Below are 12490 nucleotides of genomic sequence, written 5' to 3' on the forward strand. Positions count from 1 at the left end.
GGAGTGTACGCATGCGGGTGATCGCGGGTTTAGTCGTTGCTGCCTTAATCGCCGGTCTGGCACCCCCGCCACCCGCCGCACCACCTCGCATCACCACCGTCCCGGTCGCCGCCACGACACGGCTGCAGCCCGCCGCTGAACCGGCCGCCAAGCAGCGGCAGGCGCCCGCGCAGGCCGCCGACGTCTCGTACGCCCACGACGCCAACGGCCGCGTCACCGGTGTGTTCGCCCAGCCGGGCGACGGTTCGAAGATCAGCCATGACCCCGCGGGCAACATCACCCAGGTCAGCGACCTGCCCGCCGGTACGCTGGCCGTCGCCCAGGTCTCCCCGCCCAGCGCCACCTCGGGCACCGGCGTGACGATCTACGGCACCGCGTTCGGCACGGACAAGTCGGCGGTGACGGTCTCCTTCGGGGGCGCCACCGCGACCCCCAGCGCCGTCACCGACCACACCATCGCCGTGACGGTCCCCGGCGGCGCCGCCTCGGGCGACGTCACCGTGACCGTCGGCGGCAAGTCCGCCGTCTGGAAGGGCTTCAAGGTCGCCGGAACGCGGCCCAAGCCCGCGGTCTCCCTGACGGGCATCACCGTCGGCGACGCGGGAGCCGAGGTCACCGTTCCCGGCAGCGGCTTCGACACCGACAAGATCCGCAACATCGCCTCGCTCAACGGTCCGAAGATCCAGGTGACGCAGGCCACCACGGGCGATCTGAAGGTCAAGCTGCCGCCGGGTCCCGCGTTCGGGCACGTGAAGGTCGTCAACCCCGGCGGCAGCGCGGTCTCCACCGGTGACGTGATCGTCCCGCCCGCCCCCTACCTGGCCGCCAACATCGGCACAGGTGGCGCGCTGCGGCTGGCGCAGAACACCCTCACCTCGGTCTCGGTCGGCGCGGCGCAGCAGATCGCGCTGACGCTGTTCGACGTGGCGGCCGGTCAGCGCGCCATGCTCTACATGTCCGGCGAGACGTTCTCCGGCTGCCTGCCCATCACCGTGTACGGCCCCGACGGGACCACGCTGCTCAGCCAGAGCATGTGCTCCAGCACATGGGAGTGGGAGCTGCCGGAAGGTTCGAAGCCCGGGACCTACGCCGTGCTGCTCGACCCGCAGGACGACCAGACCGGCAAGGTGGACGTCCTGGCCTCCGCCGTCGCCGACGCCACGACCGAGCTCGCCCTGGACGGTGCGCAGGGGACCCTCTCTACGACCATCCCCGGCCAGCAGGCCGCCTTCACCTTCACCGGTACGGCCGGCCAGCGGGTCTTCACCAAGCTCGGCATGCCGACCGGCACGAGGGCCTGCGACGTGGGCGCCAGTGTGCGCGCCCCCGACGGCACCGAGTTGGTGAAGGACACCTGCGTGTACCAGGTCGACTCCTTCCTCGACACGGTCACGCTGCCGGTGACCGGTACGTACCGGGTCGCCGTCGATCCCAAGGGCCTGGTCACCGGTGGTCCGTTCAAGGCGGCAGTGAACGCCGTGCCCGCCGACGTGGCCGTGCAGACCTCACCGGACGCGGCCCCCTCCGACGTGGCGATCGTCAAGCCGGGCCAGAACGGGTCGGTGACGTTCACCGGTACGACGGGGCAGCGGATCTTCACCAAGCTCACCGTTCCGGCGGGCGCGCCCGTGTGCGCCCTCGACGTGCGGCTGTTCAAGCCGGACGGCACCGAGATGTTCAGGAGCACCTGCCTCTACCAGGCGGCCGAGTACTTGGACACGGTCACCCTGTCGGCCGATGGCGCCTATCGGTTCACGGTCAATCCGAAGGACGCCTGGACGGGCACCCCGACGTTGCAGGTGCTGAACGTGCCCGCCGACGTGGTCGTGGCGACCTCGCCGGACGCGGCGGCGGCTTCGGTGGCGATCACCAAGCCCGGTCAGGGCGGCGTGGTGACGTTCAACGGCACGGCGGGACAGCGGATCTTCGCCAAGGTGAGCGTCCCGGCGGGCACGCCCACGTGCGGCCTGGACGTGCGCCTGCTCAACCCGGACGGCACCGAGCTGATCAGGGACACCTGCCTCTACCAGGCGGCCGAATACCTCGACACGGTCACCCTGCCGGCCGATGGCGCCTATCGGTTCACGATCAACCCGAAGGACGCCTGGACGGGCACCCCGACGTTGCAGGTGCTGAACGTGCCCGCCGACGTGGTCGTGGCGACCTCGCCGGACGCGGCCCCGGCTTCCGTGGCGATCAACAAGCCCGGCCAGGACGGCGCGGTGACGTTCACCGGCACGACAGGGCAGCGGATCTTCGCCAAGCTCACCATTCCGGCGGGCACCCCCGCCTGCGGGATTGAGGTGCGCCTGCTCAAGCCGGACGGCACGGAGCTGTTCAAGGACACGTGTATCTACCAGGCGGCGGAGTACATCGACACGATCACCCTGCCCGCCGACGGCGCCTACCGGTTCGTGATCAACCCGAAGGACGCCTGGACGGGCACGGTGACGTTCGCCTTGACGGGCGTCCCGGCCGACGCGGTCGTGGCGAGCGCGCCGGACGCCGCCCCGGCCGCGGTGGCGATCACCAAGCCGGGCCAGGGCGGGGCGGTGACGTTCACCGGTACGGCCGCCCGTCGTCTCTTCGTCAAGCTCGCCGTTCCGGCCGGGGCACCCGCCTGTGCCCTGGACGTGCGACTGCTCAAGCCCGACGGCACCGAGCTGACCAAGGACACCTGTATCTACCAGGCGGCCGAGTACATCGACACGCTGGAATTACCCGTCGCCGGGGCGTACAAGCTGACCTTCGACCCGAAGGACGCCTGGACCGGCACGATCACGGTCACCCTGGTCGACGTGCCCGCCGACGTGACGAAGGCGGCGACGGTCGGCGGCGCGGACGTCGTGGTCACCACGACCAAGGCCGGGCAGAACTCGGCGGTCACCTTCACCGCCACCGCCGGGCAGACCGTCAAGATCACCGTGATCGACGAGACGTACGCGACCTGCACCACCACGGAGCTGTGGCCGCCCACCGGCGCGCGCCTGTGGACCACGTGCCTGTCCAAGAACGGCAGCCACACCACCACGCTGACCGCCGCCGGCACGTACACCTTCAAGATCAACCCCAAGGACGCCGAGACGGGCGCGGCCACCATCCGGGTCGCGACCGCCGCCGCTGCCGCTGCCAAGCAGGCCACGGAATCCCAAAAGCTGCCCGACGGGGTGAAGCGTGGTGAGCCCGTGGCGTCGTACACCGCCAAGAAGCACAAGGACGCGAGCCTCACCGGTGTCGTGAAGACCACCGCGGGGCTGCCGCTGTCCGGCGTCACCCTGCGCGCCGACGGCCGCGAGGCCCGCACGGACGCCAAGGGCGCCTTCCAGCTCACCGACCTGCGCCCGGGCGTGCGCCGCCTGCGCATCGACGGCCGCAGCGCCTCGACGAGCAAGCTCAAGTACGGCGTGTTCGACGTGCAGGTGCCGCTCAAGGCGGGCGGCAACGAGCTGTTCTATACGCCGTACTTGCCCGCCCTGGACACCGACTACGAGATAGACATCCCCTCGCCGACCACCAAGGAAGTCGTGCTGTCCAACCCGGGCGTGCCCGGCCTGGAGGTGCGCATCCCGGCGGGCGTGACGATCGAGGACGCCGACGGCAAGCCCGTACGGCGCGTCGGCATCACGCCGATCCCGGTGGACCGTACGCCGATCCCCATGCCGGACGGCGTACGCGTGCCCGTCTACTACACGGTCCAGCCCGCCGGCGGCCGTCTCGTGGGCGGGACCGCCCAGATCACCTACCCGAACTACCTGAAACTGCAGGCGGGGCAGCGGGTCAACTTCTGGCACTACGACAAGAGCGGCGAGGGCTGGGAGATCTTCGGCGCGGGCAAGGTCGATCCGGCCGCCCGGCAGGTCGTCCCCGACGCGGGCACGGCGATCTCCGACTTCGACGGCGCCATGATCAACGTGCCGGGCAACGAGGAGCCGCTGTGGAAGTGGGGGCTGAAGTTCCTGAACTCGGCGGGTGACCCGGTCGACCTCGGCAGCGGACTGTTCACGCTGAGCCAGACCGACCTCATGGTCGACGACGTCCTGCCGCTGGCCGTCAACCGCGGCTACAACCCGGGCGACACCCGCAAGCGCGCGATGGGCATCGGCGGCAACGACCTGTACAACATGTACCTGTCGTCGCGTAAGCAGTACCAGGAAGCCGACCTCAACTTCCCCGACGGGTCCCAAGTGCACTACGTGCGGACCTCGCCGGGCACCGGGTTCTGCGACGCGGTCTTCGAGGCGCGCGACACCTCGCCGGAGTTCACCGGGTCCGGGTTCCACTACGTGGGCGGGTGCAACGCGGGCGGCTGGCACCTCAAGCTGCGCAACGGCATGACCTACGTCTTCGGCGACGAGGCGCCGCTGCAGGAGATCCGTGACCCGCAGGGCAACACCGTCAAGATCCTTCGCAAGTACAAGAACAGCTTCGGCAGCTACCTCGGGCCGATCACCGAGGTCCGCTCGCCGAACGGGTTCTGGCTCAGCTACACGCACGACGCCGCCGACAAGGTCACCAAGGTAGAAGACAATGCGGGCCGCTCGGTTACGTACGGCTACGAGGGCGACCGGCTCAAGACCGTGACCGGCCCCACCGGCCAGGTCACCACCTACGGCTACGACACCGCGGGCCGGATGAACACCATCACCGACGCCCGTAACAACACCTACCTGACCAACGTCTACGACGCCAACGGCCGGGTCTCCACCCAGACGATCCTCGGCCAGGGCACCTACGCCTTCGCCTACACCCTCGACGGCACGCGCGTCGTCGCCGCCCAGGTCACCGAGCCGGACGGCGCCGTACGCAAGACCACCTACGACGACCTCGGATACCTGGCCACCGACACCCAGGCGGCGGGCACCGGCCGTGAGCACACCATCCGGATCACCCGCGACCCGGACAGCGACCTGCCCAGGACGATCGACGACGGCCTCGGCCGCACCACGACGATCACCTACGACTCCGCGGGCAACCCCCTGGAGCTCAAGGGCGCCGCGGGCTCGGCCACCGTGACGGGCCACGCCACGTACCAGGGCACTCCGTACGGCAGGCCGGACACGCTGACCGACCCCACGGGAGCCGTCACCCGTTTCAAGTACGACACACGCGGCAACCCCGAAGAGATCACCGACGCCAACGGCCGTACCTGGAAGACCAGCTACGACGCCCAAGGCCACCCGCGCACCCAGACCACCCCGCAGGGACGCGTCACCACCTACGACTACGTCGACGGCGCCCTGAGCGCGGTGACCGACCCCGAGGGACGCAAGACGCGCTTCGTGCGGGACGCGGCCAACCGGGTGATCGAGACGATCGCCCCCGACGGGACCTCCACCGGGCGGGTCTACGACGCGGCCGACGTGCTCAGGTCCGTCACCGACGCGGGCGGTGACGAGACGATCTTCGGCTACGACGAGAACGGCAACATCACCTCGGTCAAGGACGCCCGCGGCAAGATCACCTCCTACCGGTACGACGACGCCGACCGACTGCTCGAACGCACCGACCCGCTCGGCGCGAAGGACACCTTCACCTACGACGGCATGAACCGCCTGGCCACGGTCACCGACCGGCGCGGCAAGGTCACCGAGTACCGCTACGACGAGCTCGGCCGCGCCACCTTCACCGGCTTCGGCAAGAACGGCCAGAACTACGAGTCGACGCAGAGCGCCCTGTACGACGACAGAGGCCGCATCCGCGAGCTGAGCGACTCCACCACCGGCGCCGGGAAGATCACCTACGGCTACGACGACCTCGACCATCTGACCTCCGAGACCAGCTCGGCGGGGACCGTCGGCTACACCTACGACGCGGCCGGGCGGCTGAAGACCATGACCGCCTCCGGCCAGCCGGCGGTCGGCTACGACTACTTCCCCAACGGCCTGCTCAAGTCGGTCACCCGGGGCGCGGTCAGCACCGTGTACGGCTATGACGACGACGCGCGGATGACCTCCAAGTCCCTGCCCGGCGGCATCACGGCCGCCTACGGCTATGACAAGTCGGGCCTGCTCACCTCGATCGGCTACAAGCGCGGCACCACCGGCGTCGGCGACGTGGCCTACGACTACGACCAGCTCGGGCGCCGGACCCGGATGCGCGGCACGCTCGTACGCGCCCAGCTCCCCGCCCCCGCGACCGGCCTCACCTACGACGACGCCAACCGGCTGACCGGCAACGGCGGCCGGACCCTGGGCTACGACCCGGCCGGCAACCTGACCTCCGACGGCGTCTTCACCTACACCTGGAACGCCCGCGGCGAGCTCGTGACGGTGTCGGACGGCAGCGTCACAACGACCCTCGGCTACGACCCGGCGGGACGCAGGGTCGGCAGCACCACGGGCACCGACACCACCCGCTTCCGCTTCGACGGCGACGCCCTCATCGGCCAGAGCGGGCCCGGCGGGGCGGAGGTCTCCTTCCTCAACGGCTTCGGCCAGGACGAGGCCCTGGCCAGGATCAGCGGCGACGGCCAGGTCCAGGGGCTGCTGCCCGACGCGCTCGGCTCCACGCTGGCCCTGACCGACGGCTCGGGCCAGATCACCACCACCTACGGCTACGACCTGTTCGGCGCCACCACCTCCTCCGCGGCCGACGACCCCAACACCGTGCGCTGGACCGGCCGCGTCTCCGGCGCGCCGATCCCCGGCGGGCTGCAGGACAACAGGTCCCGGCTGTACTCCCCGTCGCTGCGGCGCTTCATCTCCGAGGACACCATCGGCTTCGGCGGCGGATACAACCTCTACGAGTACGCGCTCGGCGACCCGGCCGACTACACCGACCCCGACGGCACCATCCCGCCGCAGGTGGCCGCGGCCGTGGGCGCGTGCCTCGGTAACGGCGTGATCAACACCGTCGCCGGGGCGCTGCTCGGCCGCAAGCACTCCTTCGGCGACTACGCCCGGGGCTTCGGCAAGGGCTGCCTGGAGGGCGCGCTCGGCTCGATCACCTTCGGCGGCACCAAGTTCGCCCGCTTCGGCAAGTACGGCGATGAAGTGGTGGAGAGCGTCGGCAAGACCTGCCGCCTGACCAGCAGCTTCGTGCCGGGCACCAAGGTACGGATGGCCGACGGCAGCGCCAAGCCCATCGAGGACGTCGCGGTCGGCGACAAGGTCCTGGCGACCGACCCCGCCACCGGCAGGACGACCGCACAACCGGTCGTCGCCACCATGACCAGCCAGGGAGCGAAGGACCTGGTCAAGGTGGGCATCGCGGGCGGAGTGCTGGTAGCCACCGACAACCACCCGTTCTGGGTGCCCGCGCTGAAGACCTGGCTGCCCGCCGCCGAGCTGCGGCCGGGCATGTGGCTGCGTACCTCGGCGGGCACCCTCGTCCAGGTGTCGGCGGTGGAGACCGAGCACCGCGACAGCCAGCGCGTGCACAACCTCAGCGTGGACGGGCCGCACACCTATCATGTGGTCCAGGGCGGCACTGACGTCCTCGTCCACAACAGCCCGCGGCCCAAGTACCCCTGCGGCTGGCTGTCACCGACGGAGTGGGCCAACTCCGTCAAGCGGGAGATCCGCGACCGGTACCGGGGCGACACCAGCTTCGAGAGCGGGCGGCACGGCGAGGGCTTCAAGGCCGCCGCCAGGGATCTCGAACGCTTCATCAGGGAGCACCCGGGTATGCTGCCGGAGATCGAGAGGGAGCTGCGCGCCACCGCCAAGCGCTGGATGGCCAACGGCAGATCCACCGGCCACTCCGGAGGATGGTGAGCGGTGCCCGCTGACACCCCGATCGCCGGTTTGATCGAGGCGGCCGAGGACGGGCCGGAGGTTCCCGAGACGTTCGGACGGCTGCTGCGCGAGAGCGAGCGGCTGCTGAAGGAGGCCCCCGGCTCGGCCGACGCCCACTACGTGCGGGGCTACACCCTGTACCTGCTGGGCGCCCATGCCGAGGCGCGGGCCGCCTTCGAGCGGGCGGAGCTGCTGCGGCGCGGGCACCAGTGGGCGCTGTTCCACCTCATCGTGCTCGCCTACCGCGACGGCGACCACGGCGCGGTGCTCGGCGCCTTCTCCCGGCTGGAGCGCGCCTATTTCGAGGGCGAGGACAAGCTCTGGCGCTATCTGGTGGCCTGGGAGTACGAGCTGTGCTCGGCGCTCCGGCTCGGCCTGGACGAGCACGTCGCCGCCCGCCTGCCGGAGCTGATCGCCGAGTACACCGCCCGCCAGGACGACCCCGAGGAGATCCTTGAACGGCCGGGCAGGCTGCTCCAGGTCTACGGCGAGCAGCCCGGCGGGCCGCTGCGCGACCTGCTGCGCGAACAGCTCGCCCTGCTGGTGCCCGGCGGCTGGATCCGCCCCGACGAGCTTTAGACGCTCTCTCCGAGGAGTGTGTCCCCCCAGTGCCCGCCGGGGGACACACCGGGCGGGCAGGCCCACAGGCCCGACCCCACGTGCCGGATGTAGGTCGAGAGCCGGTCGTCGGTGGCCAGCCTGCGCTGCACGGGCACGTACTGGCGGCGCGGGTCGCGCTGGTAGGCGAGGAAGAACAGGCCCGCGTCGATGCGGCCCTGGGTGTCGCTGCCGTCCACGAAGGAGTAGCCGCGCCGCAGCAGCCGTACGCCGCCGTTGGACAACGGATGGGCCAGCCGCACATGGGAGTCGGCGGGCAGCCTGGCCGGGTCGAACTTGTCCCGCTCGCCCTTGCCGCCGAGCGGGGCGCCCTCGGTCTTCGTACGGCCGATCGTGGCCTCCTGGTCCTGCCGGGATGCCTGGTCCCACGACTCCAGATGCATGCGGATCCGCCGCGCGACCAGGTAACTGCCGCCCGTCATCCACCCGGGCCCATCGGCGGCGCCCGCCCAGACGTGCTGGTCGAGCGCGGCGTGGTCGTCGTGCGGGATGTTGTCGGTGCCGTCCTTGAAGCCCATGAGGTTGCGCGGGGTGAGCTGGCCGGGCGTGGTCGAGGAGGTCTTGCCGTAGCCGAGCTGCGACCACCGTACGCTCACCCGGCCCAGCCCGATCCGCGCCAGCGTGCGGATGGCGTGCACCGCGACCTGCGGATCGTCGGCGCACGCCTGGACGGCGATGTCGCCGCCGCCGCGCGCCGGGTCGAGCTTCTCACCGGGGAAGGGCGGTAAGTCGGCCAGCGCGGGCGGCCGCGAGGCGGCCAGACCGAAGCGATCCTCCCCGGCCCGCTCGAACAGCGTGGGACCGAACCCGACCGTCAGCGTCAGGCGGGAGGCGGGCAGGTCGAGGGCCTCACCGGAGTCGTCGTCGGCGGTGAGTCGACCCGCGGTCATCGCCTCGGCGGCCCTGGTCCAGGAGGCCAGGAGCGCGATCAGCTCCTCGCGCGTACTCACGGCCACGTCGAAGGCCGCGAAGTGGAGGCGGTCCTGGACAGGCGTCGCGATGCCCGCCTGGTGCGGCCCATGGAAGCCCACCACCTGTGCCGGGGCCGCGCTGCTCGCCGTCGGCTCCGGCTCGCCCAGCAGGAAGGCGCCCGCCGTCGCCGCCGCGCCGGCCACCACGCCCGCGCCGGAGGCGGTCAGCAGCCCGCGCCTGCTCAGTCTCCCCACCGCACCTCCCGTCGAAGATCTTGACCTTACCCTGCTCCCCGGTGGCGTCTCGACCGGCCTGATAGGGCTTCCCCGTAAAGCCCGTTTCGGAGACGGGGCTACTGAACAAACTGGCTCAAGTGGGTCATTTATCCCCAAAGCGGTGGACACTGGCGGTTGGGGAAACTACCTTCCTCGCTCGAGGACATTTCTTCGCTATAGCCCCAAATGTCCCAGCATCATCAGGAGGGGGGACTGCATGGAGATCACGATTGCCGAGATAGAGGCAGTGGAGCTCACGTGCGGAAACAGCAACAGCTGATACTCATCGCGGGATTGGTGACCACCCGGGTCGCCGATCCCGCGCCTTTTTCTGACGTGGAGCGGATAATTGTCGCGCGTTCTGGTCAACCCGGCGTTTCCCCTGTTCATTGAGGACCGCCGCGAACTAGTCCGGCTGGGCGACCTGCCGGGCACCGGAAAGGTGCTCAAGTCCGCCTCTCCGGCCCTACGCGAGCTGGTACGGCGGTGCGCCTCCACCGCCCTGCCCCGCGAGGAACTGGTCAGCCTCACGGCGGGGATCGGCGGCGTCACGGCGGCCGAGGTGGACCAGGCCATCACCGCTCTGCTCGCGGCCCGGATCCTGGTCGAGGAGCAGGACGTCGAGCTGCTGACGCGCCACGTTCCCACGTCGCGGCAGGCACTGTTCTTCTCCATGTTCCAGCCCGCGTCACGGGCCGCCGAGATGGCCGCGGACCTCGCCGGGCGTACGGTGGCCGTCCTCGGCGTCGGCGGGATCGGCGGCTTCGTCGCCCTGCAACTGGCGACCGCCGGGGTGGGGCGGCTGCGGCTCGTCGACCAGGACGACGTCGACGAGTCCAACCTCCACCGCCAATACCTCTATTCGGCGGAGGACGTCGGAAGCCCGAAGGTGTACACGGCCGCCCGCAGGCTCGCCGAGCACAGCCCGGAGGTCAAGGTGGAGACGCACCACCGCACGCTGACCGGCGCCGGGGACGTCGCGGACCTGGTCGCGGACGCGGACCTGGTCATCGCCACGGCCGACAGCCCGCAGCCGCAGATCCGCCAATGGATGAACGCCGGTTGCGTGGCCGCCGGGGTGCCACTCCTGCCGGGCGGGTTCAGCCAGCACCTGGGCATCGCGGGGCCGCTGGTCGTGCCGGGGAGCTCGGCCTGCCTGGCCTGCCTGGACGAGGAGCTGCGGGTCCGCAACGGTGGGTGGGAGCTGCCCGCCATACTGAACCAGGGGCGGAGCATTCCGGCCTTCGGCCCGCTCTGCGCGATCGTGGCCGGGTTCGTCGCCGCCGAGGCGGTCCGCCACCTCACCGGCGTGGTGCCGCCCGCCCTGGTCGGCCGGGTGGTCCACTTCGACCTCCTGACGATGGCGACGGCGGAGCAGCCTGTCACCCGGCTCGACACCTGCCAGGTCTGCGGGGATCTCCGCCCCTGATGGGCGAGGTTGCGAAACGTCCTGTATCGGCCACGTGACGTGGCGGCGCGCGCTTGAGAGGCTTCCCCCATGCGCGTGATCCCGACCATCGACGACATGGCCGCGTTACTGCGGGAGCTGTGCGACCGGTTCCCCGCGACCTGCCGCAGACGCCTCGTCGGCGCCTCCCGGCGGGGCGAGCCCCTGGAACTGGTCTCGATCGGGGACGGGCCCCAGAACGCCCTGGTGTTCGGCGGCCCCCACGCCAACGAGCCCGCCGGCTTCCTGACCGTGCTCCGCCTGGCCTCCGTGCTGTGCGAGAACGAGGCGGAGAGACGGGGGTTCACCTGGCACTTCATCGCGTGCGTGGATCCCGACGGCGCCCGGCTGAACGAGGGCTGGTACGCGGGCCCGTACACGATCAGCCACTACCACCGCCACTTCTACCGGCCGTCCATGAGCAACCAGCCCGAATGGACCTTTCCCATCCATGCCGGGCGCAAGCAGTTCGACCGGCCGCTGCCGGAGACCCTGGCGTTGATGCGGGTCATAGACGAGCTGCGGCCCGTGTTCATGCTGTCGCTGCACAACGCCGACTTCGGCGGCGCGTACTTCCAGATCACCCGCGACATGCCCGGCCTGGCCGCCGAGCTGGCCTCGATCGCCGCGAGCCAGGGCGTCCCGCTGGACCTGGGGCCCATCGACACCGTCGGCTACCAGGTGGCGGGGCCCGGCGTCACGCTGCTGCCGCCGGCCGAGCACATCGACTTCGTGGAGACGGGCGGCGACGCGCGCACCCCTCGTACGTACGGGGCGTCGAGCTGGCACTACGCCGACCGCTACGGCACGTTCACGCTGATCGCCGAGGTGCCCCTGTGGACCACTCCGGGGTGCGACGACCCCTCGGACGCCGGGCTCTCCTTCGGCCACCTGGTCAAGGCGGCCGCGGTACGGCTGCGCGAGGAGATCGAGCCGCTGGCCCGCGCGCGAACGGACGTCCGGCCGCGGTGCGTCGCGCACACCCCGTTCCACGCGGCGGTGGACGACACGCTCGCCGTCTCCGACCTGCTGGTCTCCTCGCTCGAAGGCGCGGTGGACGGGGAGGACGCCGCCAGGACCGTCACGCGGGCCGAGGCGAGCGGCATCCACGACACGGTGCGCCGCCTGCCGCTGCGGGCTTGCGCCATGTTCCTGCGGCTACTGGCGGCCGAGGCGGCGGCGGGCAACCGCCCGGCCGACCTGACGGCCGTCCGCGCCGCGCTGGAGGAACGCATGGGGCGCCTCTGCGCGGAGGCCGAGGGCCAGCTGGTCCAGCTCGCCGACCCGCTCGGCCGGATCGTCACGATCCAGACGGAGGCCGCCCTGGCCGCCGCCCGCCGCCTGCGCTGAGCCGGTGTGGCGACCACGCCTGTCCACCAGGCGTCCCTCGACGGGGACCTCCGCCATGACGGCCCGGCTTCTTCTTCCTCACCCGTTGAGGGGGTGTTCCTTGACGGGGTCCTCCGCCACAACGGGCCGTCTTCTTCCTCGCCCGCCGAGGA

General features: G+C 70.9%; 5 protein-coding genes. 4 read left to right on the forward strand and 1 reads right to left on the reverse strand.

The features are described 5' to 3' along the window. Nucleotides 1-11: 11 nt before the first annotated feature. Together ACQP2T_RS17845 and ACQP2T_RS17850 are read left to right on the forward strand one after the other, a co-directional pair. Complete coding sequence (locus tag ACQP2T_RS17845; protein WP_433517247.1) at nucleotides 12-7715, forward strand: RHS repeat-associated core domain-containing protein; 7704 nt, start codon at nucleotides 12-14, stop codon at nucleotides 7713-7715. Nucleotides 7716-7718: 3 nt separating this feature from the next. After that, on the forward strand, nucleotides 7719-8315 hold the full coding sequence (locus ACQP2T_RS17850) for a hypothetical protein (RefSeq protein WP_433517248.1): 597 nt from the start codon (nucleotides 7719-7721) through the stop codon (nucleotides 8313-8315). On the opposite strand, the gene efeB is transcribed toward ACQP2T_RS17850, so the two are convergent. After that, the gene (efeB, locus tag ACQP2T_RS17855) at nucleotides 8312-9520 is read right to left on the reverse strand and encodes an iron uptake transporter deferrochelatase/peroxidase subunit (protein ID WP_433517249.1); all 1209 of its coding nucleotides are present in this window, start codon (nucleotides 9518-9520) and stop codon (nucleotides 8312-8314) included. The genes ACQP2T_RS17850 and efeB overlap by 4 nt on opposite strands. 370 nt (nucleotides 9521-9890) lie before the next feature. Between efeB and ACQP2T_RS17860 the strand changes: the two genes are divergently transcribed. Both ACQP2T_RS17860 and ACQP2T_RS17865 read left to right on the forward strand, forming a co-directional pair. Beyond that, entirely contained in the window at nucleotides 9891-10970 is a 1080-nt protein-coding gene (locus ACQP2T_RS17860) for a TOMM precursor leader peptide-binding protein (RefSeq protein WP_433517250.1), read from the forward strand. Between the two features lie 69 nt (nucleotides 10971-11039). Further along, on the forward strand, nucleotides 11040-12338 hold the full coding sequence (locus tag ACQP2T_RS17865; protein ID WP_433517251.1) for a M14 family zinc carboxypeptidase: 1299 nt from the start codon (nucleotides 11040-11042) through the stop codon (nucleotides 12336-12338). Nucleotides 12339-12490: the final 152 nt, after the last annotated feature.

The sequence above is a fragment of the Nonomuraea sp. CA-143628 genome (assembly GCF_050942315.1).
Lineage (GTDB): Bacteria > Actinomycetota > Actinomycetes > Streptosporangiales > Streptosporangiaceae > Nonomuraea.

Coding starts and splice junctions, on each gene's coding strand:
- ACQP2T_RS17845 (WP_433517247.1), top strand. CDS start 12: ATGCGGGTGATCGCGGGTTTAGTCGTTGCTGCCTTAATCGCCGGTCTG.
- ACQP2T_RS17865 (WP_433517251.1), top strand. CDS start 11,040: ATGCGCGTGATCCCGACCATCGACGACATGGCCGCGTTACTGCGGGAG.